We start from the raw sequence: 26,336 nt of genomic DNA, 5'->3' as shown, positions 1-26,336 counted from the left end.
GGTCCTCGCGCCGAGGCGGGCAGGCGCTCATCCCCCCGACGCCTGCCTGCCCGGCGCGCGCCGTCGCTCGGCACCGGGGCGGAACCCAGCCCCGGTGCCGGGCCGGTCGGTGCGGGACGCCGAAGCGTCTGTACGCTGAATGCGCCCGGCGCACTTGCGCTCATATGACATGAATTCAGGCGCCGGGGCGATGAGTTGTCCTCGGGGCGAGGGGTGAGTGTGCACGTGCTCATAGCGGATCGGTACCAGCTCGACCAACCGCTGGGGCGCGGCGCGATCGGCGAGGTCTGGCACGCCACCGACCAGGTGCTGAACCGAGCGGTCGCCGTGAAACTGCTGCGGCCCCGCCAGACCGATCAAGTGGCGGCCACCGACGCCGAACGCTTCCGCCTGGAGGCCCAGACCGCGGCCCGCCTCAACCACCCCAACCTGGTCGGCGTCCACGACTTCGGCTCCCACGACGGGCAGCTCTTCCTGGTCATGGAACTCGTCGACGGCTGGACCCTGGCTCAGGAACGCGCCAGGCGCAGCGTCCTGCCCCCGGACGAGGCCGCCGGCATCGCGGCGCAGATGGCGGCGGGCCTGGCCGCCGCCCACTGCCAGCAGGTGATCCACCGCGACATCAAGCCCGGCAATGTCATGCTCACCGCCGACGGCAGCGTGAAGATCACCGACTTCGGGATCGCCCGCTTCGCCAACGACCAAGCCGGTACCTTGACCGCTACCGGCAAGATCGTCGGCTCCGCCGCCTACCTCGCTCCCGAACGTGGACTCGGCCAACCCGCCCAACCCGCCTCCGACGTCTACTCCCTCGGCTGCGTGCTGTACGAACTTCTCACCGGGCGACCGCCCTTCCCCGGCGCGAACGCCGTGGCCGTGGTCAAGCAGCACATCGAGACCGCCCCGATCCCACCCGCCCACCTACGGCCGGAGGTCCCGCACCCGCTCTCCGACCACGTCCTGCATCTGCTGGCCAAGGACCCGGCACGGCGCCCCACCGCCGACCAGGCTGCCACCTGGTTGGCCGGGCCCCTGGAGCGGCCGGATCCGGTCGGTCCCGCGCCGAGGGACGAACCCACCACCGTGATCCCCACGCCGTCGCCGTCCGAGCAGACCGGCGCCTTCCCGGCCCCCGCCCAGCCCGCACACGGCCGCAGGATGTCCCCCAAGGGGCTGCTCGGCCTGGCCGGCTTCGCCCTTCTCGCCACGGCCGTCGCCGTCGGCGCCTCCCTGACCTCCGGCGGCAGCGGCCCCAGCACGCCGCTCCCCGGCAGCACGCCGTCGCACTCCGCACCCGCCGCACCCGCGTCCGAGACGCCGTCACCCTCACCGCCAGCTGCCTCCGCCTCTTCACCCACGCCGGACGTCCGCAAGCCTGAGGAGAATCCGCAGCAAGCGGATGAAGAACGCAAGAACACGGAAGCGGAGAGGAAGAAGAAGGAGGAGCAGAAAGAAGAAAAGAAGGGCAAGGGCTGACACCCGCTCGCAGAGCGGACAGGCCTGCCGCGGGCGCGGCGGCAGGGCCTGGCCGGCAGCGCACGGCCGATGGGCGCTTTGGCCCCCTCCTTCGTCCGCGGTTCGATCCGGCTGCGGCGGACGGAGATCAGGGCGAACTCAGCACCTATGAAGAAGGCGTTGGTCAGCGGCGTCAGGGCGCCGACGAGGAGTTGAACGACGGTCATCTGCGTTCCTCCCCCGCCTGAACCGGCACCTGGGCCATGGAGCACGTGTTCTCCCCCGCTCTCGCGGCGGCACTGCTGTCGGTGATGACGTACAACTGGCTGTCCATGGGTACCGTGCTGGGCTTCGGCGCCTCGGCCCAGCCCCGCTCGTGGTCGCCATGGTTCTGCCCAAGTCCGTCACCGTCCCGGCCCCGCGCACCGGCAGCGCCTCCACCAAGGCCACTGCGGGCTCCCGACTCTTCTTCGACGTCCCGCAACCTCGCGCCCTCCTCGCGCTCGACGTCGCGGGCGCCACCGCCAGCGCGATGGTCATCGTCAACACCGTCGTCCACGTTCGCGACCTTCTTGGGCGGCCGGAGGGCTCGGCACGCTCGACGCCGGGTCCATGACTGTGGCCCTCCTCCTGCCCGCGCGTGGACAGGGTCTCCGACCGGGCGGTGGTACTGCCCGCCGCGCTGCCGCCCGCCATCGTGTTCACGGGGCTGAGGGCATCACCGCCGCGCCGGGTGGGAGTTGGTGCCCGCCCGCGCTGCCGGCGGTGTGGGCTGCGTTCGGTACCGGGTGCTCCGCGCTGCTCTCCCTGCTGGCGGTGGGTTTGTGGCCGTCGCCGGAGGCGGCACCCCTCGAACACGAGCACACCGGCCTCCACGACGGTCACCCGCATCCCGTCGACTCCGCACCGGTCACCGACGGCAGGGGGCACATTCACGGCTTCGTGGCCGACGAACTGCACACCGCGTCCCTCAACGGTCGGTGACGGTCGCCGACTCGGCCTCCCCCGACCAAGTGCACGCTGTGATCCTCGAGCACGAGAGGGCATCACCTCGCCTCTGGCCACGCTCTCCTGAAACGCGAAGGCCCCGCCGGAGCCTGCCGGTCGGGGCCTTCGGAGCGGATGTTCTCAGTTGGGTACGGGAGCCGCACGCCCCGCTTGTTCTGCGGCGGCTGCCGCCCGCGGAACCAGTACGCGCTCCGCGAGCACTCCGAAGACGAGCCCGAAGACGGTCCACAAGGTCACCTGGACGGCGAGCGTGGCCAGGCGGAACTCCCACAGCACGTCGGCCGGGAAGTGCTCCGGAACATTGTTGTAGGACGGCAGGAACACGTACGCGAGCCCTACGGCCAGGACGAAGACCGCCGCCGCGGCGATCGTGGCATTCCAATTGCCCAGGCGCGGCGCAAGGCGCTTGCCGAGGATCACGGTGGCGACAGCGAGCAGCACGCTCAACAGCACCATCAGGAAGTACAGGGCGGTACGCCGGCCGACTGTGTCGGGATCACCGACGGCGGGCGGCTGGGCCGGGTACTTCAGGAACGGCACGACGTACACGGCGACCAGGCCTGCCACGGCGAGGAGCAGCGCGCTCGCGCGCGGCCCGAAGCGGCCGATGCGGCCGAGCGCGAAGCAGTACGCCAGGGCGGCGATGCCACCGAAGGCGATCCCGTAGACGAGGACACCGGTGGACAGCCCGGCGGTGGATTGCATCGTGCGGGTGACGAGTTCCTCGCCGTGGTCACCGCCGTGGGCGTGGGATTCCTCGAAGGCGATGGCGGCGTCGACGCTCGGCTCGCCCAAGAAGTAGGAGACGACAAGGGCGAGCAGGCCCGCGGCGAGTCCCGCGATCATGCCACGCACCAGGAGATTGCGGACGGTTGCAGAGTTCATGAGCTTGGACGTTTCCCCGCCGCTGTCAGTGGCAGGGGAAGCCGAGCAGGTGGCGGGCATCGTGCACCCACTCGTGGACCTCTTCGCCGCTCATCACGGAGGTGGCGCCCTGTTCGACGCCGACGAAGTAGAGCAGAACCAGCATGAGGATGCCGAAGAACACCGCCCACGGGGCGATCGCACCGATCGGCAGCTTGGCGGGTACTGCGGTGGGAATGGTGGTCGGCTGAGCGACAGACTGCGCCATGGCAGGCCCTCCTGGGGAACTCGCGTCCCGTCTTGGTGGTGCACAAGGGCAACGGGGCGGGTCTGACTTGCCCTGCCCGCACCTGGGGTGCGAACCGGGCTTACAGTGGCGCGACCGTGCCGGAGTCTCACCGGCTTCCGCGGGACCGTCGTCGATGTCCGTGGTGGACATCGCCCGAGAAGGTACCGCGAAGCAGGGGCGCGGCCAAGAGCGCACGGGGGCACACCCGCGCCCTCTGGATGACCTGAAGTCGTAGGAAGAGCCGGGAAGTTGAGCACGGGAACGGGTACATGACGAGCCGAGTGATGTTGATCTCACCTGCGATCAGTTTGGCGCTCCGGGAGGCCCGGTTCGACGACGGTTGTCCGCTCGACGCCACGGGACTCCGCCGCGCGCGGTCTGCGGCCGGAACGCTCACGGCAGTGGACCGGGCTTGGGTCTCTCCGTCGGTACGCTGCCGTGAGACGGCCGAAGCGCTCGGACTCGACGCCGCGGTCGTACCGGAGTTGACGGGACTCGACATGGGCCGTTGGCGTGGCGCGGCCCTGGCAGAGGTGAGTGCACGGGAGCCCGAGGCGGTTTCCCTGTGGCTGGCGGATCCTGCATCCGCGCCGCACGGCGGGGAGTCGGCACGGGAGTTCTGTGACCGGATCGCCGCCTGGCTTGATTCCGCTGCGCGCCTTGATGGCCGGACCGTCGCCGTGGTCGATCCCGAAGTCGTACGGGCCACGGTGGTGCGGACGCTCGGGGCTCCCGAGCCGGCCTTCTGGCGGATCGACGTGGCACCGCTGACCGCGACGGAGCTCAGCGGGCGGTCCGGGCGCTGGAACCTGCGTCTCGGGCAGCCGCTCGGCGGGGCGCAGTCCGGCACCGGGCGGCTGACCGAGCCGTCGTAGCCCCGTGCAGGGCTGCTGAGCTTCACGCTCCAGCGCACGCCGTTCCTGGAACAGGTCACCCATGCCGGCTACGGCCCGATCACGACGTTCCTGTTGATCTACGGCGCTGCCGGCATCCTCGGCAACTTCCTCGGGGGTGCGCGGGTGGCACGGTATTCGCGGACGCTCTTCGCACTTGCGTCCGGACTCATCGAAGCGGCGACTCTTCTGCTTCCCGCGGTGGGGTGTCCGGAAGCCGGTGCCGTTGCCCTGTTGATCGTGTGGGGCGTCGGCTACGGCGCCGTGCCGGTCGCATCGCAGACCCGGTTTTCCAAGGCGGCGCCGTCGGTCCCCGAAGCAGCCTCGGTTCTGTTCACGGCTTCCTTCCAAGCCACGACCTCCATCGGCGCCCTTCCGGGGGAATGGTCCTGGACCGCACCTCTCCCTCCGCGGTCATGGTGCTCGGCGGCTGCGCTGCGACAGTCACGGTCCTGACAGCGGGCGCCCACTTCACCAGGCGTCTCACCTGGCCACGCAGCGCAGAAGAAGCCTGATAGGGCAGCCAACCTCTTACCCCGGCCGACCGGGCCGGAACCGGCGGCGGACTCGAGGATGACGGCGAGGACATCGCCTCGGCCTATCCGGACGGCCGGCGGAACGGCGACCACGGCTTTCGGCCGGCGAACTTGAGGGTGATCCCGCAGGCCAGCGCCAGCACGACCAGGGCGCCGAACTGCGTCCACGCGAACGGGGTGTCAGGTTCTGGTTCGGCGAACGAGATGGCGCGGACCCTCGGCCACTTCACGGTCACGTCCCCGGTGGCCTCGAGATAGGCCACCGCGCCGTCGAAGCGGTCCACCGCCCAGAACCGGCCGCGCCGGTCCTGCGGGGCGCGGAGGGGTGAGGGCAGTGGGCCGAGCTCGCTCGTGCCGACGCGGTCGGCGGGCACCGCGTCCGGGAAGTAGGTGATCAGCAGCTTGCGGGCCGCGGTCGCCTGGCTGACCAGGTAGCCGTTGGCCAACTGCGCGTATCCGGACGGTACGTCGATCTGCCGCCCCGTGGCCCGGTCGTACACGCCCGCATCACTGCCCGGCCCGCAGGACCAGTAGATCCAACGGCCCACCACCTGCACTTCCTTGGGAACGCAGGTGGCGCCGACGTGCTGCGTGCTCACCGGATCGAGGGAAGGCAGAGAAACCGCGGAGACAGTGCCGGTCTTTCTGCCCGGCGTCCACAGAGTGCTGCCCCACAGGGCCGCGGGTTGCCGCGGGCCGGTGCTCAGTACCTTGTCCCCGTCCCGTACCTCCTGCCTGTCGGTTCCTGTCGGGCAGACCTCCTGGTCGGCCGGACGGACCACCCGGTAGGGGCCGGCTGCCGCCACGACGTACCCGACCCCGCACACGCTGTGCGCGACGGTGGACTTTCCCGTGGCGGTCAGACGCAGGCAGTCCCCGTAGCAGGGCTGGTCCCAGCCCGCGTCCATGGCGTCGATGTAGGGCTCTCTGTCCGGCACCCTGTATCCCAGGTCGCCCAAGTGCTCGAGCGGTCCGGCGGTCAGTGTTCCGTCCGCCGCCAGGGAGAGTTTGGAAGCGGTGAGCCGGGTGGTGCCCTCGCCCGGTGTGCCCGCGCTCTCCGTGGCGAGCAGCAGCCGCCCGTGGTCGAGGGCCATGCCGCCGGCCTCCCATACCGTGACCGGAGGCAGGGGGACGGCCGGCTCGGCGACCGGCGTGCCGTCCTCGGCGGGGGTGATGCGCTGCACCGCCCAGTGTTCGTCGTCGCTGCCACCGTCGATGTAGACGCTGCCGTCCGGGGCGTTGACGAAGCGGGTACGGAGGGTGGAGCGGGGCAGCAGCGTGCGGGCCGGGCCGCCCCCGACGGGTACGGCGTGGACCGTGCCGTCGATCGTGTTGGCGTACACCAGCCAGTCGCCGACCACACGGACCCTGGCCGCGTCCCATTGGCCCTCGATGGCCTTCTCCTCGTCGGGCAGCCGGTCGGTGAGGGTTCCGGGCCGGTCCGGACGGGCACGGTCTATGACGTACAGTTTCGCCCTTTTGAAACTCTTGTCGACAGCCAAAAAGAGGACCCTGTCGCGGCCGAGGTGCAGGACCCCGATCGAGTCGAAGCCTCTTCTAGGTACATAGGTCACCCGGGCCGTCGCGAAATCCAGCAGCGCCGTTCGCCCGGCAGCGCCGTCGGGCTTGTACTCGAACGCACCGCCGCGGCCGTCCGACATCGCGCCCTGGACGAAATCACCGTCACCGTTGACCTCGGCATCGGCCAGGTCGTCCAGTACTCCGGACACCTGACGGTCGGTCGGCAGCCCGCCGCCCTCGGAGATTTCGAGAAGGTGCAGGGTCCTCTCGCCGTCGACCACACGCTGCGTCACCAGACGGTTCTCGGCGAACATCCGGGTGGCCCTGTCGGTCGCGGGCAGGTCCACCTGTACGACCTCGCCGGTCGCGTAGTGCCGGATCCGGTAGGTGTTCGACTCCTGGACGCGCTCCAGTCCGAACCCACCGTTGACAGCCACCGGAGTGGGTAGGCCCTCAACAGTCGAGCCGTCGTCGCGGACCCACGTCGACAGGCTCGACGGCTCGGCGGGCGACGGCGTCGACAGATAGCCGGAGTCATCCGCGGCGTACAGGTTCGCCGGCCTGTTGGTCATGGGGGCCGCGCGAAGCGTGACGGACGGCATCTCCACTTCGTCCGTCACGGCCGCTGAGGCCGGTGTCCAGGTCAGCAGCCCGGCGCACATCGCCAGGACCACCGCGCCGACGGCCGATCCCACCCTGCCGCTTCTTCCGCTTCCTCGCGCTGTTCGCACCACACGTCCCCTGAGCACTTGAGTGCCGTCAACCGGCCGTTCGACCGGTCCGACCCACGGCACGGGGCGCAGGTTGCGCGCTCCTGGCGGAAAGATCCTCACGGAGTCGGATCTACTCAAAGCCGGCACTTGGCCGCCATGTGCCATACCTGCGGGTGCCGTTCGGGGTTCATCTCGCAGGCCGCTGGCCACCTGAGCGACCGGAACCAGCGCAGCGGTCAGGGCATTCGCCGACACGCGAAGCAGTGTGCTGAGGCCGCCCGCCCCACATACTTGCCGCCATGGCCACCTATGACACGCTCGGCGTGACGTACGCCCAGACCCGCCGGCCTGATCCGCGGATCGCGGCGCAGATCCACGCCGCGCTGGGAGACGCCACCAACGTGGTCAACGTCGGTGCGGGCGCGGGTTCCTATGAGCCTCCGCAGACGGCTCTGGCGGTGGAGCCCAGTCAGGTCATGATCTCCCAGCGGCCGGCGGGAGCTGCGCCCGCCGTGCAGGCCGTGGCGGAATGCCTCCCGCTGTGCGACAACGCCGCCGAAGCGGTCATGGCCCTGCTGACCGTCCATCACTGGGCCGACCTGGTGGCCGGAATCAGGGAACTGCGCAGGGTTGCCCGCCGCCGCATTGTCATCCTGACCTGGGACCAGCACATCTTCCGCGAGCGGTTCTGGCTCGTGCGCGACTATGTCCCCGAGGCGGCCGCTTACGACGACACGCGGGCCGTCCCCGTTGACCAGCTGATCGACCTGCTCGGTGGTGGACGCCAGGAGCCAGTCCTCGGCCCCCACGACTGCATCGACGGCTTCGGCGCGGCGTACTGGCGCCGCCCGCATGCCTATCTCGATCCGCGGGTACGCGCGGGAATCTCCATGCTGGCGCAGACCGGCGACGACACGCTCACGCGCGGGCTGACCCGTCTCGCCGACGACCTGAGGGACGGCCGCTGGCACAGCCGCTATGCCGAGCTGCTCACGCTCGAAGCCATTGATGTGGGCTACCGGATCATCGTGACGGACCACTAGGGCGTGGCCGAGGATCCCGTGGCGGGTCTGGCGGTGGATCCGTCAGTGAGAACGAGGAGGGGTGGCCGGCTCAGCGCGTGAGCACGGCTCCAGCCGCGACTCCGAGGAAGATCATGCTTCCGGCGAACAGGCCGACGATCGGAGACAGGCGGTGCTGCCGGGTGAATACCCTCGCGCTTTTCGGCCTTCCGGGCAGATAGACGACCGGCACCTGGGCTCCGAGGGCCAGCCCCAGCCCCATCCCCCTCGCGACGGGCCGAAACCTGACGGGTCGGCCCTGCCGGTCGGTGAACTCGATGACAGGCGTCGAACTATCGTCCCCGGGCTCATGCTCCTGGTCCACCACCACGCCCTCGGCACGCAGCCCGTGGCGGCTCAACCGCATCTGCAGCCGTACCTCCCGCGCACCGGCCCCCAGGCCCACCAAGCCCACCACTACAGCCAGCCCACCACCGATCGTTTCACCCGTCATTCGTCCCCTGCTCTCCCTCCCACAGCGCCCGTCCGGCACTTGCTACGCACCAGGAGGACGCGGCATGCAGCCCGATGGTTCACGGGGCCGCCCCGCTTCCGGAAGTTGTCCGGCCGCGGCACCCGCGGATGTCCTTGCAGAGCGCGGGCCTAGGATCTCCGACGTGGTACTGCGACCTGTAATGGTGAACATCAAAGCTCTTGACTGCCCGGCGGTCGGCCGGTTCTGGGCGGAGGCGCTCGGCTGGACTGCCTACAGTGCCGGCGTGACCACCTACGTCGGACCCCCTGGTGGCCTCGTGTGGCCAGACCCGGTCGGCCTCGGCATCGACGTCGTTCCCGTGCCGGAACCCAAGTCCGCGGCAAAGAACCGTGTGCACCTCGATCTGGCCACCACCTCCTCGGCCCATCAGGCGGAGTTGGTCGAACGCCTGAAGGCTCTCGGGGCGACGCCCGCCCATGTGGGCCAGGGCAACGTGCCGTGGACGGTCCTCGCCGACCCCGAGGGCAACGAGTTCTGTGTGCCGGAGCCCCGGGAGATCTACCGGGACACGGGACCGATCGCCGCGGTTGTGGTCGACTGCGTGGATCCGCGGGCCATGGCCCGGTTCTGGGGCGCGGCGGTGGACTGGACCCCGCACGAAGTGACCGACGACCAGGCGGTGTTGCGCTCCGCCAAGGGTGTCGGACCGTATCTCGAGTTCCTGCGCACACCCGATGTGAAGACGGTGCCGGACCGCGTCCATCTTGACCTGCTGCCGTACCCCGGTGACGACCAGGGGGCGGAGGTGGCCCGGCTGCGCGCCCTCGGCGCCACCGACCTCGACGTCGGCCAGGGCGAGGTCCCTTGGACGTGCCTGGCCGACCCGGAGGGCCACGAGTTCTGCGTCCTTGCTCTGCCCTGACGCAAGGCCTGGGGCTCGTAGCACGATCATGATCGGTTCGCTCGTCGACGGTCCGCGGCGGGCTCTGATCTAACCTTCGCCTGCGTCGTACGGCGGTGATGGTCGGTTCCACACGGCATCAAACCGGCTGACAATCTGCCGGAGTTCGCGAGCGTTTCGCGGGGACATGGCCTGCATCACGGCATCGAGGAGAGCGCGGGCTTCGAGGGGGTTGCCGCAGCAGTACCAGTGCACGTTGCCCCACTCGTAGTCATGCCACAGGTCGCGCTCGGGGTGGTGGACGTAGTCCTTCCACAGGCACAGGGCCGCGCTGACGTCTCCTGGCCGCAGATAGTTGCGGGTGCGTTCGAGACGGACGATCTCGGACAGCGCACGCGAGGACAAGCCGTCGATGACGGGTGTCGCGATTCGTGTCCGGTGGCGGGGAATACGGGCGGCCCGGACGTGCCCTGGCCGTCTACGCGGCATGGACCTTTCGGTTCGTCATCATGCCGTACATCGTGCCATGGCCTCCAAGGGTCTTCCTTCCGGCAGCCCGAGGACGGCTGCCGGAAGGGACGAGCTCTCGCTTGCCGTGCTGGGCAGAGGTTCAGCAGCCACCGCAGTTGTAGTACAGGACGTCCCAGTGGTTGCCCTCGTCGGCGTAGATGTTGCCCGAGCCGGAACGCCACTGGGGTGCGCCGTCGCCGCGCAGGCCGATGTAGGTGAAGTTGTTCTTGATGTAGTTCCCGATGCAGGTGTACTTGCTGTAGTCGAGCTTGTAGCCGTTCCAGTGCGAGTACGTGCCGGAGGCGTGTCCGGTCTCGGTGCCGCCGGTGATGTTCAGGGCGCAGCCGCTGGCGCGCTTGAGGGTCTGGGCGCCTTGGGCGGTGGCCAGGTTGAGCTGCTCGAAGGACGTGCAGGTGGGGTCGTTGCGGTTGGAGCAGTTGCCGGACGACGACCAAGTGATGCCGACCTGCTGGAACATGGACGTCGCGGTGGCGTGACTGATCTTGGTGACGGCGAAGGCCTCGCCGGCCGTGCCGATGACGGCGGCGCCCGGGGCGATGACGAGGGTGAGCGCGGTCAGGACCGAGCGGAGCTTCAAGGCCTTGGTGACCTTCATCTGGGGGACCTTCCTGCGGTGGGCCTGATTCGTGAGGGGCGGCTGTGCAGGTGGTACGGGCAGCATGGTGCCCGCCGTCTACGCGCGTTGGCCAGGGGACAAAACGGAAGGCGATTGGGCGGGCGGGCTTCGAGCCCACGGCGGCGCAGGTGCGGCCGACCGGCGACTCCCCCGTGTTCCAAAATCGCGCCTAGACACGCACGTCACCGCGATCACGTACATGAACTCCCTGTGAACGCCCCAGCGAATGTGGATAGCGATTGAGCCCTTGTCGCCCACGGAGTGCTCTGCTTTCCTCCGATAGGAAGGTTTCCTATCAATCACTTACCTGAACGAGGTTCACATGAGAGCCTTACGCCTGTCGCTACGGCAGTGTGTCGTAGCCGCCGCGCTCGGCAGCGTCCTGCTGCTCCTCCTGAGCGTCGTCCCGACCGGCTCCGCCCACGCGAGCACCACCGACCGGCGCGCCCCAGCCGCAGCCGCGGCGGCTACGCCGGTCTCCGTCAACGGACAGCTCAAGGTCTGCGGCACCAAGCTGTGCAACAGCCGCGGAAACCCCATCCAGTTGCGGGGCATGAGCACCCACGGCACCCAGTGGTACCCGCACTGCCTGACGAGCGGTTCGCTCGACGCCCTGGCAGGCGACTGGAAGGCCGACATCCTGCGCGTCTCGACCTACGTGCAGGAGGGCGGCTACGAGACGAACCCGCAGCACTTCACCAACCTCGCGCACTCCCTCGTCCAGCAGGCGACCGCCCGGGGTCTGTACGTGATCGTCGACTGGCACATGCTCACCCCTGGCGACCCCCATGCCAACCTGAGCAAGGCCCGGCAGTTCTTCACCGACATCGCCAACCGCAACAAGGACAAGAACAACGTCCTCTACGAGATCGCGAACGAGCCCAGCGGTGTGAGCTGGTCGCGGATCAAGAGCTACGCGGAGCAGATCATCCCGACCATCCGCACCATCGACTCCGATGCCCCGGTGCTGGTCGGAACGCGCGCGTGGTCCTCGTTCGGCGTGTCCGAGGGCGCCGACGAGTCGGAGGTGGTGAACAACCCGGTCAGGGCGTCCAACATCATGTACACCTTCCACTTTTACGCGTACTCGCACCGCGACGAGTACCTGGCGACCCTCTCCCGCGCCGCCGACAAGCTCCCGGTGTTCGTGACGGAGTTCGGCACGCAGAACTACGCCGGCGAGGGCAGCAACGACTTCGCCATGTCACAGCGCTACCTCGACCTCATGGCCAACAAGAAGATCAGCTGGACGAACTGGAACTTCTCCGACGACAACCGCTCCGGTGCGGTCTTCAAGACCGGCACGTGCGACAGGTCCGGCCCCTGGACCGGCACTTCGCCGCTGAAGCCGGCCGGAGTCTGGATCCGCGAGCGCGTCATGTCGGCGGACAACTGGTAATGGGCGAGCGTGAATGAGTGTGATCGCACCGGTGGCCTGTGTGTCTCACACAGGCCACCTACTAGGTCTACTCGATCTACTCGATCTGCTCGGTCAGCCCTTGGCCGAGGTGGTGGGGACCGGCTCCGTCAGAGCCTCCGTCGTGGACGACGTGATCACATCGGAGCTTGCGGAGGTCACGGAGCTGCGGCCGCTGCCCCGGTCCATGAGGCCGCCCATGAACGCGAGGCCGAGGCCGGCCACGGCGAGGGCCGCGCCGATGAGGTTCGGTGAGGCCCAGCCCCAGCCCGCGGAGATGGCCAGTCCGCCGAGCCAGGCGCCGCCCGCGTTGGCCAGGTTGAAGGCGGAGTGGTTGGAGGCCGCGGCCATCGTCGGGGCGTTCTTGGCCTTCGCCATCAGCAGCATCTGGACGGGGGTCGTGATGAAGGCACCCATCGCGCCGATGAAGGTGATCGTCACCAGGGCCGCGCCGGTGCTGTGGACCGTGAAGTAGAACGTCACCAGCCCGGCCGCGAGCAGGGCGAGACCAGCGTACAGAGTCGGGCGCAGGGCGCGGTCGGTGAGGGGACCGGCGATCAGCGTGCCGACCGTCATGCCTACGCCGTAGAGGGCCAGGACGAGGGTGGTCGAGGTGTCGGAGATGCCCGTCAGGTTCGTCAGCATCGGCACGAGATAGCTGTAGACGGCGAAGAAGCCACCGAACCCGACCACCGCCGTGGCCAGGCCGATCGCGACCTGCCGGTTGCCCATGGCCCGCACCTCGTGCCGGATGCCGGCCTGCTGACCGCGCGGCTGGTGAGGCACGAAGGCGGCCAGGGCGGCGAGTGCGACGAGCCCGATGACGGCGACGGCGCCATAGGCGGACCGCCAGCCGAGCTGCTGCCCGAGGGCGGTGCCTGCGGGGACGCCGATGATGTTCGCGACCGTCAGCCCGAGGAACATCTTCGACACGGCGCGTGCGGCCCGTTCGGGGGCGACCAGCCGGGAGGCGACGACGGCGCCGACGCCGAACAGCGCCCCGTGCGGCAGTCCGGCCAGGAAGCGCGCGGCGAAGAGCAGGCCGAAGTTCGGGGCGAGGGCGGAGGCGATGTTGCCGATCACGAACAGCCCCGACAGCAGGAGCAACAGCCGCTTGTGCGGGATGCGCGCACCGATGCCGGTCAGCACGGGGGCACCGACGACCACACCGAGCGCGTAGGCCGACACGAGATTGCCGGCTTGGGGGACCGACACCCCGATCCCGTCGGCGATCTGGGGCAGCAGCCCCATCGTGGCGAACTCGGTCGTGCCGATGCCGAAGGCGACGACAGCCAGGGCCAGCAGAGCCAGAGGCATGGTGTGGGAGAACCTTTCGAAGACAGCGATCGAGGGACGAGGGAGCAGAGAAGGCCGAGGTCGTGGGGACACCCACCTCGGCCGGCCGCGTCGAGCACCCTTGCCCAGCGCACCCCCACACAGGGCGAGCCCGTCAACAGTGCAGCAGCAGTGGGAGACCGCGCATTCCAAGATCAGGCCGCGTCTTGTCGTGATCTATCTCATGCCGGCCTGGAGGACCCGTGAAGCAGCCCTCCGTCAGCCCTACGTCAGCCCTGCGTCGCTGTCGGTGAGCCGTGGTTCTACTAGCGCGTCAAACGCGAGGGCGAACCCGCTGTCTGGCTGCCCTCGTCGCCCAGGGTCAGTGTGTCGGCGCCGGTTTTCGTCAGGGTGTAGATGTTGCCCGGCACGCACAGCGCCCCGGTGGACGGGTCGGTGGGAGAGCTCGTGGCGGCTTCGAAGACCATGGACGTCGCGTGCGTCTCCTGCAGGCGCAGTGTCTCGGTGCACCCGATGTCCCGGCCGCTGCCGGCCTCGATCACGTGGCTGGTCTGTCGGCCGACGATGCCGCCCTTGGCCGCCGCGTGAAGAGTGACGGTCACGGACACCTTGGTCGTACGGGCGTTCACGACGCCGTCCCCGGCGGTGCTGCCCGGACCGGTTCCCTTCCAGGTGCCCACCCAGGAGGAAGGCAAGGCATCCGACGTCGTCGAACGGGACGAGGACGGGGAAGGCGACGGCGGCGTTGACGTACGGCCGGATCCGTCGGTGCCTCCATCAGTGCCGTTCGGCCAGGCCAGAGCGACGACGACTGCCGTCGCCGCAGCACCCGCGACGGCGCCGACGGCCGTACGCAGCCGTGCCCGTCCGCGAGCGGGCGTGGTGCCCGTGTCCGGGCCGGGCGGGCCGAGCGATACGGGTCCTGGAGGGCCAGCGGGTGAAAGGGCAGGGGGCCGTATAGGCATAGCAGGCGGCCCGAATCCGGTCGGCGGTGCCGGATGCGGTGTCGCCGGCAAAGGCGCCGCGCCCTGCAGCAAGGCCTGCAACTCGGCTTCCTTCGCGGCGATGTCCGCCGACAGCTCCGGTGGCAGGGCGGCTGTCCAGCTGCCGGAAGCAGCGCCGAACCGCTCCATCAACTCGGCCGCTGTGGGCCGGGCCTGCGCCGACTTGTGCAGGCAGGCGGCGAGCAGCGGCGCCAGAGCGGGCGGTACGCCGTCGAGGGTCGGCTCCTCGTGCACGATCCGGTAGAGGAGTTGCGCCGCCGACGGGGTCTCCCCCGGCTGTAGGAAGGGGCCGTTGGCCGTCGCCGCGTACGCCAGCGTCGCGCCCAGTGAGAAGACGTCTCCGGGCTCGGCCGAGATCCCTCCGGCCGCCTGCTCGGGTGCCATGTAGCCGGGCGAGCCGATCACGCCGCCGGTTCTGGTGTGCCGGGTGTCGTCGGCGGCACGCGCGATGCCGAAGTCGATGAGCAAGGGGTGGCGGCGGCTCAGCAGTACGTTGGACGGCTTCACGTCACGGTGGGCGAAGCCCGCCCGGTGCACCGCCCGCAGTCCCTCGGCGAGTTCAGCCGCCAGCGCCCACAGGGCCGGCTCGGGCAGCGGGCCGTTGCGCTCCACCCAGTCGGCGAGGGACGGTGCGGCAGCGTACTCGGTGGCCAGCCACTGCGGTCGCTGTCCGGGGGGACTGAAATCGACGACCGGGACCGTCCAAGCGGAGCGCACCTGGTGGCTGCTGGCGATCTCGCGGGCGAACCGCTCCTCGAAGCCAGGGTCCATGCCGACCTCGGCCCGCAGCACCTTCAGCGCCAACGGCCGCCCGGAGGCGGTGCGGGAGAGGAACACCCGTCCCATGCCACCGGTTCCGAGCACGGCCAGCAGCGGGTAGCCACCGATCGCCGGCGGATCGCCGGGATCCAGACTCCTCATGTTCTCTCCGGGCGGTACTCGGGCCGCAGCAGGGCGGGAAACCGCGGGCGGGGAGCAGGGGCTCCGCCCGGCATTCGCGTGAGCTCAATCTACAGGCGACACGTTCACATCAACTTCACAGGGGGTGGCCGAGCAGGCTCACTATCCGAGTAGCCGGCCTCACGTGCAGGCGGGTGCTTCTGGGGGGCACGGTCGTGTCGCGGGCGGTCGGTCGGCGGCGGGAAGGCTAACGTCGCCGTCAGCGCCCCCGGTGCCGCTACCGATCCCGGCAGGGCCGGCGCGAGCGCTGGATCGAAGCCGGCTGGAGCGCCATGACATCAGCGGGGTCCGGGCAGCAGCCTTCGCGCGCACGCGCGGTCGTGGTCGCGCGGAACGGAAAGCTCTGGTTGGTGCCGACCGTCCTGTGCGTTCTGGTGGCACTGTTCCTGTCGCTCCTCTACATGGGCGGCATCGTCAATCCGAACGGCAGCCTGCGCGATCTGCCGATCGCCTTGGTCGACACGGACCAGGGCCCGCCCCTGCCGGGACAGCGGCAGCCCGTGGGGGAACAGCTGAGCCGGGCGATCGTCGCATCGACGTCGTCGAACGCGGTGCAGTGGCGCAGGCTGAACCAGGTACAGATGCGGGAGCAGTTCGCGAAGGGCAAGATCTACGGCGCCCTCGTCATCCCGGCCGACTTCACCAGGTCGGTGGCGGCTCTGACGACCTCTGACGCCACGGAACGGCCCACCCTCACCGTCCTCACGAACCCTGGGCTGGGAAGCCTCGGCGCTTCGCTCGCCAGCCAGATCTCCCAGCGCGCCGCTCACCGGAGCTCGCTGGAGATCGGCCGTCAGCTGACCGCCCGGACGAGCGCCGGGGGTTCCGACTCGACGCTCCGCGTGCTCCTGACCGACCCGGTCACCGTCACCACCCGGGTGGGTCACCCGATCGGCCGCCACAGCGGCCTGGGTCTGACCGCCTTCTACTACACGCTGCTCCTGGTGCTCACCGCCTTCGTGGGCGGCAACATCATCAACAACGGCGTCGACGCGGGCCTGGGCTACACCGACAACGAGATCGGGCCCTGGCACTCGCGACGTCCGACGGTCCCGATCAGCCGTACGCAGACACTGCTGCTGAAAATGATCATGACCGCGGGCATCGCGCTGATCACCACCAGCCTGACCATGGTCACGACCGTCGCCATTCTGGGCATGGACGCATCACATCTGCCGCTGCTGTGGATCTTCTCGTACTGCGCGAGCCTGGCCGTGGGCCTGGGCGTGCAGGCCATCAACGCGGCCTTCGGCGGAATCGGCCAGGTGGTGTCCATGTTCGTGTTCATCGCCCTGGCGCTCCCGTCATCGGGAGCCACGGTCCCGCTCCAGGCCGTCCCCGACTTCTACCGCTTCCTCGCCCTGTTCGAACCGTTCCGCCCGGTGACGGACGGCGTGCGCGCCATCCTCTACTTCGACGCCCGCGCGGACGCCGGCCTGACGCGCGGCTGGACCATGGTCGCCATCGGCCTCGCCGTCGCCCTGCTCTTCGGCTTCGCCATGACCCGCTACTACGACCGCAAGGGGCTGCACCGCCTGGTCCTCCAGGAGACCTGAGCGGGCCGTGGGCGGCGGCCGCTCGCGTCGGCGGCGATGCGGCTACGTGGTGTGCAGGGGCTCCCTGAAGGACTTGCGGAACACCGGCCCGGCGAAGGGGATGATCGGCGACAGCATCTTCGCCTTGAGCGAGGTGGGATGCCGTTCGAGCCTGACGTCGACGAGGGTGCCGTCATCCGTGGGAGTCAGATGGAACTTCCACCCACCCGAACCGAAGGGCTTCGAGTCGTGCGTGGTGACCGTGACCTCATTCGCTGACGGATCCCATTCGTAGCGAGCGCGCTCCCACGATTTGTCATTTCCCTCGGTGACCTCGGCCCAGGTGTCTCCGCGCTCATGAACCTGGAAGTGCTCGGCGTCGATGGAGGGCCATTCCTCGACGCGGGAGGGGCTGAAATTGGTCAGTACCCCCATCACCTCGGACGGTGTCATCGAGGAGTTCACATGAAAATGCAGGGACGGCATGACCTGCTCCTTCGTTCGAAAAGGCCGCCGACTGACAGACCCACTTCTCAGGATGCACCTCAGCCCAGCACCCCGCACGACGCTCCCCACCCACAGCCTCTGGCACGTTGCAAACGGTCGTGAGCCGAAAGAAGGAATGGCAGAGGAGGGATGGCACAGAGCACTCCCCTGGCTACACCAACGGCGGAAATCCGGTGCGGTTGCAGCGGCTCATCAGCCGAGTTACCACGTGACTACCGCATTCGAACGAACGTGACCGCGGCGAGCCCTGGGAGGATCGCATGGCGTTGGAGATCAAACCTCTGGTGAAGCCATCCAAATTCCGGCAACGCGCGGGATTGCCGGGCGAATGCATGGCGGAGTTCCTCGGAACATTCGTACTCATCGCGTTCGGAACCGGCGTGGTGGCCATGGCGGTGGCCGCGCTGCCCGGCTCCGGGCGCACCGAGGGGCCCACCACGTTCTTCCTCGGCGCCGGGGACTGGCTGCTGATCACCTGGGGCTGGGCCATGGCCGTCATCCTCGGCATCTACGTGGCCGGCGGCGTCAGCGGGGCCCACATCAACCCGGCGGTGACGCTGGCCTTCGCGGTGCGTCGCCGGTTCCCCTGGGCCAAGGTCGTGCCCTACTGGGTGTCACAGGTGCTCGGGGCCCTGGCCGGGGCGGCACTGGTCTACGCCGTCTATCACGACGCCATCAACACCTTCGACGACACCGTCGAGGGGCCCAAGACCGGCGGGCACACACTCGCGACGTTCTCGATCTTCGCCACCTTCCCGGCCCCGTACTTCAACGGCGGGATCTGGGGTCCGCTGATCGACCAGATGGTCGGCACGGCGTTCCTGGTCATGCTGGTGGTGGCGATCATCGACCTGCGGAACACGGCCGTGAAGGCGAATCTCGGCCCCCTGGTGATCGGCTTCGTGGTGGCGGCCATCGGCATGTCCTTCGGGGCGAACGCGGGGTACGCCATCAACCCGGCGCGCGATTTCGGTCCGCGCCTGTTCACCTGGATGGCGGGTTGGGAGGATCTGGCGTTCCCAGGCAGCCTGCCCGGCGCGTTCAGCGGCTACTGGTGGATTCCGATCGTCGGGCCGTTCATCGGGGGTGTGATCGGGGTGCTGGTCTACGACCTCTTCATCGGCGACGTGCTCCACGCCCGCATCCTGAAGGGCGAGGGCCCGGAGCCCGGCCGTACGCTCCCCACCACCGCCGACGAGGAATAGCGCCGGCCCTGACGGATCAGTCGGTGTAGACCTCCGCACGGTCCACGCTCACGAACGCCGCCCCGGACGAGGAGTTGCGTTCACCCGTGACGCGGACCTGAAGCGTGTGCGCGCCGTACGGCAGGCGTGGGCTGAGGTACTGGAGCGTCTCACCGGTGCGGATCGCCCCGTAGAAGTCGACGCGTTGTTGGGCTCCCCCGTCGACGCGGATGGCCGCGATGCCGTTGCCCGTGTCCTTCACGGACAGCAGCGCGATCCTGGTGCCGGTGAAACGGAACGTCGCGGTGTCGCCGGCCCGGTCGCTCCAGTGGTCGTCGCTCCAGAAGCACTGCGCCGCGCAGCCCGTGCCCGAATTCCAGGAACCCTGGTACGTCACCGTGCCGCTGCCGCTGGAACGGCCGTCGTCGTTGATCCAGTGGTTGCCGGATCCGGGGTCGCCGGACGGCAGGTCCTGCGTCGCACCCAGCGCGAGCGGGGTACCGAGGTCCGGGCTGCCGTCGGCATGCCAGCCGATCTTCTGGGCGCGGGTCGTGCGGTTGGTGTAGGTGAAGTCCGACGTGGTCTTGGCGTGGTAGATGATCCAGTCCTGCGTCCCGTCGGGGGAACGGAAGAAGGCGTGGTGGCCGGGTCCGAACACGCCCCTGGCGTCGTTGCGTGAGAAGACGGGCCCGCTGTGCTGGGTCCAGTTGCCGGGCACCAAGGGGTCGGCGCCGTTGGGCAGGGACATCATCCACACCTGGTAGTCGGGCTTGCCGGTGTCGCAGGCCGAGTACGTCATCCAGGTACGGCCGTTGCGGTACAGGAACTCGGGGCCCTCACGGACCTCCGGGCAGCCTCCGGCTCCGTCGAGGGCGATGGCGTTGCCGGAGACGGTGTAGGGGTTCGCCATGGGCGCGATGTTCAGGCCGTTGTGCTGGTAGGCGTTGATGCCGCTGTAGGCGAGGTAGAGCTTGCCGTTGTGCTGGAGGATTCCGGGGTCGATGGCGAAGTCGTCGGCGTGGTTGGGCGGGGCGAGCTTCGCCTTGAAGCGGTACGGCCCCGTCGGATCGTCGGCCTGCGATTCGAGGACGTACAGCCGGTGGTGGTCGTCCACTCCGTCGTCGGCCGTGTAGTACATGTACCAGCGGTTGTCGAAGCGGTAGAACTCTGCGGCCCAGATGTGCTGGTTGCGTGAGGCGTCGGTGTCCCTCCACACCGTGATCGGGTCGGCGGAGAACAGGGTGCTCAGTGAGGCGGAGCGCCACATCTTGATGCTGTCGCCCTGCGTGGTGGTGAGGTGGTAGGCCCCGTTCGCGTACGTCAGGAACGGGTCAGGTCCGGTGTTGAGCGGGTTGCGGAAGGTTCCCACTGCCGCGGCCGCGGCAGCTGTGCGGTCGGTGGCGGTGGCCTGCGGTACCCAGATCAGGCTGGCCAGCAGGGCGACCAGGGCGGTCACCACGGTGGTGACGGAACGAGCACGCATGGGCGCTCCCTAGAGGAACCGATGACGGTTGGCCATGGCACCACAGGGGTTACATCGATGTAAAGAGTGCGGCGGGAGAAGGGCGGTGACGGTCGGTCAGCCTGAAGAACGGCGGCCTCGACGTCGCGCCCCTCCCCCCGGGTCAGGCCAGGCCGAACCTCTCCGCGTGCACCTGTCGCGCGGGGACCCGCAGGTCCCGTAGGCCCGAGAGCACGGCCCGGGTCATGGCCGGCGGGCCGCAGACGTACACGTCGCGTGCGGTGATGTCGGGGACCAGCTGGTGCAGGATGCCCGGGCCGAACGGCGGGACGCCGTTCTGGCCGGTCCTGCCGGTGAGCAGGTGCAGTCGTCCGCCCCGAAGCGCCAGCAAGTGCCGGACCTCGTCGAGCAGTACGGCGTCGGCCTCGCTGCGCACCCGGTACAGCACGACTACGTCGCCGCCCGTCTGCTCCTCCAGCATGGCCCGTACCGGCGTGATCCCCACGCCGCCCGCGATCAGCAGGGCGCCGGGCCGGGACCGGTGCAACGACGTGAACGCCCCGTACGGCCCCTCGACGAAGGCGCGGCTGCCGACCGGGACGTACCGCAGGCCGGCGCTGGCACTGCCCACCGCTTTCGCCGTGAGGCGCAGTCCCTGTGCGCCCGGCGCCGCCGAGAGCGAGAAGGGGTTGGCCAGCCACCAGTGGTTGTGCCCGGGGAACCGCCAGATGCAGAACTGCCCGGCGCGGGCGGGGAGTTTATCGAGGTGCCGGCCGGTGACGTACACGGAGACCACGTTGTCCGACTCCGGCACCACGGCCGCGACCCGGAACTGGTGGTAGGCGTTGCGCCACAGCGGCATGACGACGCGTCCGGTCAGCAGCGCGCCGAAGGCGAACAGCCACAGGATCCACCAGTAGGCCGTGGCGAACGCGGAGGACGTGAACGTCGTCGTCTCCTGCAACTGGTGGACGAAGGACAGGCCCAGCGCGACGTAGAGCAGCAGGTGCAGGCCGTGCCAGACCTCGTACCGCAGCCGGCGTCGCAGGGGCCGGGTGGAGATCGTGGCGATCACCACGAGGAGGGCCGCGGCGAGCATGCCCAGCAGGGAGGCCGGCACCCCGCTCAGCGCGACGAACGTCTTCCCCATGGAGGCGTCGTCGAGTGTCGCGTAGCCGAGTACCACCAGCGTCGCGTGGGTGAGGACGGTCCACAGCAGTGTGAAGCCGACCCAGCGGTGCCACACCGTCAGCCGGTCCATCCCGATGCGGCGGTCCAGCCACGGCAGCCGGGCCACCAGCAGCAGTTGGAAGAGCAGGAGCAGTGCCGCGTGCAGTCCGAAGAACTTGGCGACCGTCAGCACCCCGTTCTTGCCCGAGCCGGCGCTGAGGAACAGCGCTTCCACGATCACCACGTTGACGAGGACGAACATCCACATCGCCCAACGCGCCGCATCTACCGGAGGGATGGTGCCCGTTCGCACCGTGTTGCTCGCCGCCGTCATGATTCCCCCTCATCCCCCGAGGCCGCAGTACTCGCGACCCGTGTTCACACACCCCATGAAGACCGAGGAATTCGGGCAGATACCCACCCCGATCGGGTAAGAATACGGCCGGTCGGCCCGCTCCGTTCATACCGGAACGGTCCCATCTGACCGCGATTTGGTGCGTTCGGCGGTGTGCGACGCGCGGCGCGCTTCCGGCCGTACGACCGGGGCCCGATTCCTCGTGCACGGCTATGGGAAGTTTTGGGGTGCATCGTTACCCTCCGGCCATGATTCCCACGGTGGTTTGGGGCACAGGCAACGTCGGGCGGGCGGCCATTCGGGCTGTTGCGGCGCACCCGATGCTCAGCCTCGTGGCCGTGCTGGTGTCGAGTCCCGCCAAGGTCGGCAAGGACGCGGGCGAGCTCAGCGGACTCGGCCGGCGCCTCGGTGTGGCGGCGACGGACGATGTGGACGGGGTTCTCTCGGCGGGCCCCCGCGCGATCGTGTACGCGGCTTCCGGTGACGTCCGCCTGGACGGCGCGATCGAGGACGTCAGCCGCGCGCTCCGCGTCGGCGCGGTGGTGGTCACACCGTCCCTGTACGGCATGTACGACTGCACGAACGCACCGGACGAGATACGCGAGGTGCTGCTCGCCTCCGCCGAGGCCGGGGGCGGTTCGCTGTTCGTGTCGGGCGTGGACCCCGGTTGGGCCAACGACGTGCTCCCGCTGCTGGTCAGCGGGCTGGGCTCCGACATCGACGCCGTCCGCTGCCAGGAGATCTTCGACTACTCGACGTACGACCAGGAGGGAGCCGTTCGCGACCTGATCGGCATGGGACACCCTCTGGACTACCAGCCGCTGATGCTCGCCGAGGGCATTCCGACGATGATCTGGGGCGGGCAGTTGAGGATGATGGCCCGGGCTCTGGGCGTCGAACTCGACGGCATCGAGGAGGCCTTGGAGCGCCGCCCCCTCGAATCGTCCGTCGTCACCGACACGATGGGCGAGTTCTCGGCCGGTACCCAGGGTGCGGTGCGGCTGGAGGTGCGGGGCGTGGTGGCGGGCGAGCCCCGCATCGTCGTCGAGCACGTCACCCGTATTCACGCCGACTGCGCCACGGACTGGCCGGTACCGCCGGACGGCGGAGCGGGCGCGCACCGTGTGATCGTCGAAGGGCGCCCCCGCATCGAGGTCACGGTCGAGGCCACGGACGAGGGCGAGAACAGGGCCGCCGGCGGCAACGCGACGGCGGCCGGCCGTCTGGTGAACGCCATCGACTGGCTCGTCGAGGCCGGACCGGGTCTCTACGACGCACTCGACGTCCCGCTGCGCCCCGCGGTGGGCAGACTGGGAAAGAAGTGATCATGCAGATCGACATCCCGCCGGGCGCCGAGCCCATCCCCTACGTCTGGGGCGACCTCGTGCCCGAGATCGGCCAGGCAGCCAGCAACTTCTCCCTCTCCGTGTATCAGTACACGACCCTCGGACTGCGCGAGTTCGAGGCGGCCCGCCTGCGCATCGCGCAGATCAACGGATGCGTCTTCTGCCTGGACTGGCGCACCGAACGCGACGGGGAGAAGGTCGAGGAGGGGTTCCTGGACGCGGTCGCCGAGTGGCGTACGACGGACTCGTTCGACGTACGGACGCGGCTCGCCGCCGAGTACGCGGAGCGTTACGCGCTCGACCATCACCACCTGGACGACGAGTTCTGGGGTCGGATGAAGGCCCACTACAGCCAGGCGGAGATCGTGGAGTTGAGCATGAGCATCGGCTCGTGGCTCGCGTTCGGCAGGCTCAACCATGTGCTCGGGATCGACAGTGTCTGTGTGCTGCCTTCGTCGCACGGTTCCTGACGTAGCGCGCTCAGGGCTGCGGGCCGGGGCGCAGCGGCCACGGCCCACAGTTGTCCGCACGCGGTGGTGACGGACTCGGCACCGGTCAGAAGTCCTCGGCGACGATCTTCTCGATGTTGCGCTCGGCGAGCGCGGTGATGGTGACGAAGGGATTGACGCTGACGTTGCCGGGGATCAGGGCACCGTCCATCACATACAGGCCCGGATGGCCGTGCAGGCGACCGTAGTTGTCAGTGGCCTTGTCGAGGACGGCCCCTCCGAGCGGGTGGTAGGTGAGGTGGTCGCCCCAGATCTTGTAGGCGCCGAAGAGGTCCGTGCGGTAGATGGTCCCTTCGGTGGCGTTGATCTTGTCGAAGATGGATTTCGCCATGGTGATCGACGGCTGCTTCCACGCGGTCTGCCAGTCCAGGTCCACCTTGCCCGTCGCCGCGTTCCAGGTGAACCGGCCGCGGTGCGGGTTGTTGGTGATGGACAGGTAGAACGACGCCCAGGTCTCGATTCCGGTGGGCAGTGGTGCCACCTCGGCGAACGCGCCGCCCGCCGTCCAGTTGTCGATGCCCGCCGTCGGAATCGACGACTGGAGCGCTCCGGTCGGGTCCCACAGGTGGTTGGCCCGGCCGCACATGACGTTGCCGTTCTCGCCCCATCCGCTGCCGACCTCGTTGTTGAGGCCGGGCAGCGCGCCCGTCGCCTTCAGGCGGACCAGGAGCTTGCTGGTGCCGACGCTGCCCGCGGCGAAGAACACGCGCCTCGCCCGTACGGTCTTGGTGGTGGTGACGGCTCCGCTCGTGTCGAGCTGCTCGATGGTGACGGTGTAGCCGCCGCTGGTCGGTGTCACCGACGTGACTCTGTGCAGGGGTGAGATGGCGACCCGGCCGGTCGCACGGGCCTGCGCGAGGTAGGTCTTCGGCAGGGACTTCTTGCCGTGGTTGTTGCCGTAGAGGATCTCGCCGGCCAGGGCCGACTTGGTCACCGCTCCCGCGGCCTCCTGCTTCATGTAGTCCCAGTCGTAGACGTTGGGGACGAACACGAAGCGGAAGTTGGAGCGTTGGGCGTGCTTGCGGCCGACGCGCGCGTACTTGTAGGCCTCCGTCGTCTCGAACCAGGCAGGGTCGATGGTGTTGACGCCGAGGGTGCTATTGGCCCGCGGGTAGTAGACGTCGTACATCTCGTCGGCGTCGACCGACGGGAGCACCGCGGGGAAGCGGCTGCGCTCGGGGGTGACGGCCATGCCGCCGTTGACGAGGGAGCCGCCCCCTACTCCCCTCCCCTGGTAGACGACGATGCCGCCCATCTCCTCGGCGTCCAGGATGCCGGTGTACTTGGGCACGTCCCGGTCGAGCGGGAAGCCGAGGAAGTTGCTCAGGGGCTGCTTGGTCCGGGTGCGAAGCCAGAAGGACCGGTAGTCGGGACTGGTGGTGTTGGCGAAGATCTTGCCGTCCGTTCCCGGGGTGTCCCAGGCCATGCCCATCTCGACCATGTGGACGTCGACACCGGCCTGGGCGAGCCGGAGTGCGGTGACGGAGCCTCCGTAGCCGGTGCCCACGACGAGTGCGGTGACCTGTGCACCGGGTTCGATCACGTCCGCCTCTTGCGGAAGTGCGGCGGCGTTCGGAAGGTCGATTGCGCCGAGAGCCGCGGCACCTAGAATAGAACCTGTTCTACCAATGAAGTGACGACGAGAAAGGCTTCCTTCTTCCTGCGTGCCGAGTGGTCTTGAGTCCACGTAGCTCTCCTTCCATTCACACAACGGAAACGAGTTCTACTCACAGGCGTGAAATAAGTCACGAGAAACCTGCGGGTAACTTCAGTACTGCCATCGGATTCCCCGCATCAGAAATAATCCGATATCTCACGCGCCTCTTCGGCATCAATTCCAGCAGGTCCTGATCGCGGGAAGTGTCAACTGGCTCACGTGCGGGGCGTGTTGGGGCATAGGTTGGGTAGTGAGTGATCCACGCCTCGACCGAAGGACGGATGCGACCCATGAGTGACCCCGCGGCAGCTCCGGAGCCGACGAAGCCGAGGATCGACGCGTCGATTCCGCACTCAGCGCGCATCTGGAACTACTGGCTCGGCGGCAAGGACAACTACCGTGTCGACGAGGAGGCCGGCGACGCGTACACCGCGGTCTTCCCCGGCATCGTCACCATCGCGCGCTCCAGCCGTGCCTTCCTGCGCCGCAACATCACGTACCTCGTCTCCGAGGCGGGCATACGGCAGTTCCTGGACATCGGGACCGGCCTTCCGACGGCGCAGAACACCCACGAGGTCGCCCAGCGGCTCGCGCCCGAGGCTCGGATCGTCTACGTCGACAACGACCCGATGGTCCTCGCCCACGCCCGCGCCCTGCTCTACTCCACCCGGGAGGGCGCGACCGCCTACGTCGACGCCGACGTCAGGGACACCGACCGCATCCTCGCGGCCGCCGCGGACACACTCGACTTCGGGCGGCCCACCGCGCTCATCCTCAGCAACATCCTGGGCCACATCGCGGACCACGACCAGGCCCGCTCCATCGTCACGCGCCTGATGGACGCCCTGCCCGCCGGCAGCTACCTCTCCGTCAACGACGGGTCACTCGGCATCGACCCGGTCTTCGAGCAGGCGCAGGACGCCTACAACAGCAGCGGCGCCGTCCCCTACAACCTGCGCACCGTCGACGAGATCACCACGTTCTTCGACGGCCTGGAGCTCGTCGATCCCGGCGTCGTATCGGTGACGCAGTGGCGTCCCGAGCCCGGTCCGTCCGCCCCGGAGGTCGTCGCCGAGCACGGCGGACTCGCCCGGAAGGGATAGCCGACGG

Annotated in this window: 24 protein-coding genes, 1 pseudogene and 1 riboswitch; of the genes and pseudogenes, 13 read left to right on the top strand and 12 right to left on the bottom strand. The window is 69.0% G+C overall.

All coding sequences use genetic code 11. From position 1 onward, the window contains the following. Nucleotides 1-225: 225 nt before the first annotated feature. The 3 genes from ACIRD7_RS17435 (at nt 226) to ACIRD7_RS17425 (ending at nt 2,439) form a co-directional block, all read left to right on the top strand. Nucleotides 226-1,476, top strand: coding sequence for a protein kinase (locus tag ACIRD7_RS17435; RefSeq protein ID WP_403453822.1), 1,251 nt, complete (start codon nt 226-228; stop codon nt 1,474-1,476). A 364-nt stretch (nt 1,477-1,840) separates the two neighbouring features. Beyond that, complete coding sequence (locus ACIRD7_RS17430) at nt 1,841-2,071, top strand: hypothetical protein (RefSeq protein WP_403453820.1); 231 nt, start codon at nt 1,841-1,843, stop codon at nt 2,069-2,071. 149 nt (nt 2,072-2,220) lie between these two features. Further along, complete coding sequence (locus ACIRD7_RS17425; RefSeq protein ID WP_403453818.1) at nt 2,221-2,439, top strand: hypothetical protein; 219 nt, start codon at nt 2,221-2,223, stop codon at nt 2,437-2,439. A 144-nt stretch (nt 2,440-2,583) separates the two neighbouring features. Here the strand turns inward: ACIRD7_RS17425 and ACIRD7_RS17420 are convergent, their stop codons facing one another. Both ACIRD7_RS17420 and ACIRD7_RS17415 read right to left on the bottom strand, forming a co-directional pair. Continuing rightward, a complete protein-coding gene (locus ACIRD7_RS17420) occupies nt 2,584-3,348 on the bottom strand; it encodes a CbtA family protein (RefSeq protein ID WP_403453816.1) in 765 nt (254 codons plus the stop codon). A gap of 25 nt (nt 3,349-3,373) precedes the next feature. Beyond that, entirely contained in the window at nt 3,374-3,595 is a 222-nt protein-coding gene (locus ACIRD7_RS17415) for a CbtB domain-containing protein (protein WP_403453814.1), read from the bottom strand. Nucleotides 3,596-3,655: 60 nt separating this feature from the next. Further along, nucleotides 3,656-3,734, bottom strand: a riboswitch (cobalamin riboswitch). A 151-nt stretch (nt 3,735-3,885) separates the two neighbouring features. Between ACIRD7_RS17415 and ACIRD7_RS17410 the strand changes: the two genes are divergently transcribed. Both ACIRD7_RS17410 and ACIRD7_RS17405 read left to right on the top strand, forming a co-directional pair. Continuing rightward, nucleotides 3,886-4,491, top strand: coding sequence for a histidine phosphatase family protein (locus ACIRD7_RS17410; RefSeq protein WP_403453812.1), 606 nt, complete (start codon nt 3,886-3,888; stop codon nt 4,489-4,491). Nucleotides 4,492-4,527: 36 nt separating this feature from the next. After that, nucleotides 4,528-5,024, top strand: a pseudogene (locus ACIRD7_RS17405) (MFS transporter); the annotation flags it as partial. Nucleotides 5,025-5,107: 83 nt separating this feature from the next. Here ACIRD7_RS17405 and ACIRD7_RS17400 read toward each other — a convergent pair. Next, a complete protein-coding gene (locus ACIRD7_RS17400; RefSeq protein ID WP_403453810.1) occupies nt 5,108-7,261 on the bottom strand; it encodes a hypothetical protein in 2,154 nt (717 codons plus the stop codon). A 317-nt stretch (nt 7,262-7,578) separates the two neighbouring features. Here ACIRD7_RS17400 and ACIRD7_RS17395 point away from each other — a divergent pair, with 317 nt between their 5' ends. Next, nucleotides 7,579-8,322 (top strand): methyltransferase domain-containing protein, encoded by a 744-nt coding sequence (locus tag ACIRD7_RS17395; RefSeq protein WP_403453808.1) that lies wholly within the window; start codon nt 7,579-7,581, stop codon nt 8,320-8,322. A 70-nt stretch (nt 8,323-8,392) separates the two neighbouring features. Here the strand turns inward: ACIRD7_RS17395 and ACIRD7_RS17390 are convergent, their stop codons facing one another. Continuing rightward, the gene (locus tag ACIRD7_RS17390) at nt 8,393-8,794 is read right to left on the bottom strand and encodes a DUF3592 domain-containing protein (RefSeq protein ID WP_403453806.1); all 402 of its coding nucleotides are present in this window, start codon (nt 8,792-8,794) and stop codon (nt 8,393-8,395) included. A 163-nt stretch (nt 8,795-8,957) separates the two neighbouring features. On the opposite strand from ACIRD7_RS17390, the gene ACIRD7_RS17385 reads away from it, so the two are divergent. Then, on the top strand, nt 8,958-9,698 hold the full coding sequence (locus tag ACIRD7_RS17385) for a VOC family protein (RefSeq protein WP_403453804.1): 741 nt from the start codon (nt 8,958-8,960) through the stop codon (nt 9,696-9,698). A gap of 69 nt (nt 9,699-9,767) precedes the next feature. Here ACIRD7_RS17385 and ACIRD7_RS17380 read toward each other — a convergent pair whose 3' ends face one another. Beyond that, nucleotides 9,768-10,082 (bottom strand): hypothetical protein, encoded by a 315-nt coding sequence (locus ACIRD7_RS17380; protein WP_403453802.1) that lies wholly within the window; start codon nt 10,080-10,082, stop codon nt 9,768-9,770. A gap of 205 nt (nt 10,083-10,287) precedes the next feature. Continuing rightward, entirely contained in the window at nt 10,288-10,803 is a 516-nt protein-coding gene (locus ACIRD7_RS17375) for a hypothetical protein (protein ID WP_403453800.1), read from the bottom strand. A 343-nt stretch (nt 10,804-11,146) separates the two neighbouring features. Between ACIRD7_RS17375 and ACIRD7_RS17370 the strand changes: the two genes are divergently transcribed. Next, nucleotides 11,147-12,223, top strand: coding sequence for a glycoside hydrolase family 5 protein (locus ACIRD7_RS17370; RefSeq protein WP_403453797.1), 1,077 nt, complete (start codon nt 11,147-11,149; stop codon nt 12,221-12,223). Between the two features lie 93 nt (nt 12,224-12,316). Here the strand turns inward: ACIRD7_RS17370 and ACIRD7_RS17365 are convergent, their stop codons facing one another. Both ACIRD7_RS17365 and ACIRD7_RS17360 read right to left on the bottom strand, forming a co-directional pair. After that, complete coding sequence (locus tag ACIRD7_RS17365) at nt 12,317-13,558, bottom strand: MFS transporter (RefSeq protein WP_403453795.1); 1,242 nt, start codon at nt 13,556-13,558, stop codon at nt 12,317-12,319. A 284-nt stretch (nt 13,559-13,842) separates the two neighbouring features. Further along, nucleotides 13,843-15,462: a serine/threonine-protein kinase gene (locus tag ACIRD7_RS17360; RefSeq protein WP_403453792.1), complete on the bottom strand. Its 1,620-nt coding sequence runs from the start codon at nt 15,460-15,462 to the stop codon at nt 13,843-13,845. A 311-nt stretch (nt 15,463-15,773) separates the two neighbouring features. On the opposite strand from ACIRD7_RS17360, the gene ACIRD7_RS17355 reads away from it, so the two are divergent. Beyond that, entirely contained in the window at nt 15,774-17,057 is a 1,284-nt protein-coding gene (locus ACIRD7_RS17355; RefSeq protein ID WP_403453790.1) for a DUF3533 domain-containing protein, read from the top strand. Nucleotides 17,058-17,099: 42 nt separating this feature from the next. On the opposite strand, the gene ACIRD7_RS17350 is transcribed toward ACIRD7_RS17355, so the two are convergent. Next, complete coding sequence (locus ACIRD7_RS17350; protein WP_403453788.1) at nt 17,100-17,522, bottom strand: hypothetical protein; 423 nt, start codon at nt 17,520-17,522, stop codon at nt 17,100-17,102. 281 nt (nt 17,523-17,803) lie between these two features. On the opposite strand from ACIRD7_RS17350, the gene ACIRD7_RS17345 reads away from it, so the two are divergent. Continuing rightward, a complete protein-coding gene (locus ACIRD7_RS17345; protein ID WP_403453786.1) occupies nt 17,804-18,748 on the top strand; it encodes an MIP/aquaporin family protein in 945 nt (314 codons plus the stop codon). 16 nt (nt 18,749-18,764) lie between these two features. On the opposite strand, the gene ACIRD7_RS17340 is transcribed toward ACIRD7_RS17345, so the two are convergent. Continuing rightward, complete coding sequence (locus ACIRD7_RS17340) at nt 18,765-20,210, bottom strand: glycoside hydrolase family 43 protein (protein WP_403453784.1); 1,446 nt, start codon at nt 20,208-20,210, stop codon at nt 18,765-18,767. 142 nt (nt 20,211-20,352) lie between these two features. Beyond that, entirely contained in the window at nt 20,353-21,693 is a 1,341-nt protein-coding gene (locus ACIRD7_RS17335) for a ferric reductase-like transmembrane domain-containing protein (protein WP_403453782.1), read from the bottom strand. Between the two features lie 269 nt (nt 21,694-21,962). Between ACIRD7_RS17335 and ACIRD7_RS17330 the strand changes: the two genes are divergently transcribed. Both ACIRD7_RS17330 and ACIRD7_RS17325 read left to right on the top strand, forming a co-directional pair. Next, nucleotides 21,963-23,039: a dihydrodipicolinate reductase gene (locus ACIRD7_RS17330; protein WP_403453781.1), complete on the top strand. Its 1,077-nt coding sequence runs from the start codon at nt 21,963-21,965 to the stop codon at nt 23,037-23,039. Between the two features lie 2 nt (nt 23,040-23,041). Then, on the top strand, nt 23,042-23,530 hold the full coding sequence (locus ACIRD7_RS17325; RefSeq protein WP_403453779.1) for a carboxymuconolactone decarboxylase family protein: 489 nt from the start codon (nt 23,042-23,044) through the stop codon (nt 23,528-23,530). An 85-nt stretch (nt 23,531-23,615) separates the two neighbouring features. Here the strand turns inward: ACIRD7_RS17325 and ACIRD7_RS17320 are convergent, their stop codons facing one another. After that, nucleotides 23,616-25,256, bottom strand: a complete 1,641-nt coding sequence (locus tag ACIRD7_RS17320) for a GMC oxidoreductase (RefSeq protein WP_403453777.1) — start codon at nt 25,254-25,256, stop codon at nt 23,616-23,618. Nucleotides 25,257-25,516: 260 nt separating this feature from the next. Between ACIRD7_RS17320 and ACIRD7_RS17315 the strand changes: the two genes are divergently transcribed. After that, complete coding sequence (locus ACIRD7_RS17315; RefSeq protein WP_403453774.1) at nt 25,517-26,329, top strand: SAM-dependent methyltransferase; 813 nt, start codon at nt 25,517-25,519, stop codon at nt 26,327-26,329. Nucleotides 26,330-26,336 lie beyond the last annotated feature (7 nt).

Origin of the sequence: Streptomyces sp. NPDC093568, from assembly GCF_044764945.1 — a bacterium.
In the GTDB taxonomy this organism is placed as follows: Bacteria; Actinomycetota; Actinomycetes; order Streptomycetales; family Streptomycetaceae; genus Streptomyces.
The sequence above is the reverse complement of the archived record's forward strand: the minus strand, read 5'-3'. Positions and strand labels throughout refer to the sequence as shown.

Excerpts from the sequence above, each read along its gene's own strand:
- ACIRD7_RS17340 (WP_403453784.1), bottom strand. The coding sequence starts at position 20,210 with ATGCGTGCTCGTTCCGTCACCACCGTGGTGACCGCCCTGGTCGCCCTG.
- ACIRD7_RS17395 (WP_403453808.1), top strand. The coding sequence starts at position 7,579 with ATGGCCACCTATGACACGCTCGGCGTGACGTACGCCCAGACCCGCCGG.
- ACIRD7_RS17330 (WP_403453781.1), top strand. The coding sequence starts at position 21,963 with ATGATTCCCACGGTGGTTTGGGGCACAGGCAACGTCGGGCGGGCGGCC.
- ACIRD7_RS17360 (WP_403453792.1), bottom strand. The coding sequence starts at position 15,462 with ATGAGGAGTCTGGATCCCGGCGATCCGCCGGCGATCGGTGGCTACCCG.
- ACIRD7_RS17335 (WP_403453782.1), bottom strand. The coding sequence starts at position 21,693 with ATGACGGCGGCGAGCAACACGGTGCGAACGGGCACCATCCCTCCGGTA.
- ACIRD7_RS17415 (WP_403453814.1), bottom strand. The coding sequence starts at position 3,595 with ATGGCGCAGTCTGTCGCTCAGCCGACCACCATTCCCACCGCAGTACCC.
- ACIRD7_RS17430 (WP_403453820.1), top strand. The coding sequence starts at position 1,841 with ATGGTTCTGCCCAAGTCCGTCACCGTCCCGGCCCCGCGCACCGGCAGC.
- ACIRD7_RS17370 (WP_403453797.1), top strand. The coding sequence starts at position 11,147 with ATGAGAGCCTTACGCCTGTCGCTACGGCAGTGTGTCGTAGCCGCCGCG.
- ACIRD7_RS17365 (WP_403453795.1), bottom strand. The coding sequence starts at position 13,558 with ATGCCTCTGGCTCTGCTGGCCCTGGCTGTCGTCGCCTTCGGCATCGGC.
- ACIRD7_RS17420 (WP_403453816.1), bottom strand. The coding sequence starts at position 3,348 with ATGAACTCTGCAACCGTCCGCAATCTCCTGGTGCGTGGCATGATCGCG.
- ACIRD7_RS17315 (WP_403453774.1), top strand. The coding sequence starts at position 25,517 with ATGAGTGACCCCGCGGCAGCTCCGGAGCCGACGAAGCCGAGGATCGAC.
- ACIRD7_RS17355 (WP_403453790.1), top strand. The coding sequence starts at position 15,774 with ATGACATCAGCGGGGTCCGGGCAGCAGCCTTCGCGCGCACGCGCGGTC.
- ACIRD7_RS17350 (WP_403453788.1), bottom strand. The coding sequence starts at position 17,522 with ATGCCGTCCCTGCATTTTCATGTGAACTCCTCGATGACACCGTCCGAG.
- ACIRD7_RS17375 (WP_403453800.1), bottom strand. The coding sequence starts at position 10,803 with ATGAAGGTCACCAAGGCCTTGAAGCTCCGCTCGGTCCTGACCGCGCTC.
- ACIRD7_RS17345 (WP_403453786.1), top strand. The coding sequence starts at position 17,804 with ATGGCGTTGGAGATCAAACCTCTGGTGAAGCCATCCAAATTCCGGCAA.
- ACIRD7_RS17410 (WP_403453812.1), top strand. The coding sequence starts at position 3,886 with ATGACGAGCCGAGTGATGTTGATCTCACCTGCGATCAGTTTGGCGCTC.
- ACIRD7_RS17325 (WP_403453779.1), top strand. The coding sequence starts at position 23,042 with ATGCAGATCGACATCCCGCCGGGCGCCGAGCCCATCCCCTACGTCTGG.
- ACIRD7_RS17390 (WP_403453806.1), bottom strand. The coding sequence starts at position 8,794 with ATGACGGGTGAAACGATCGGTGGTGGGCTGGCTGTAGTGGTGGGCTTG.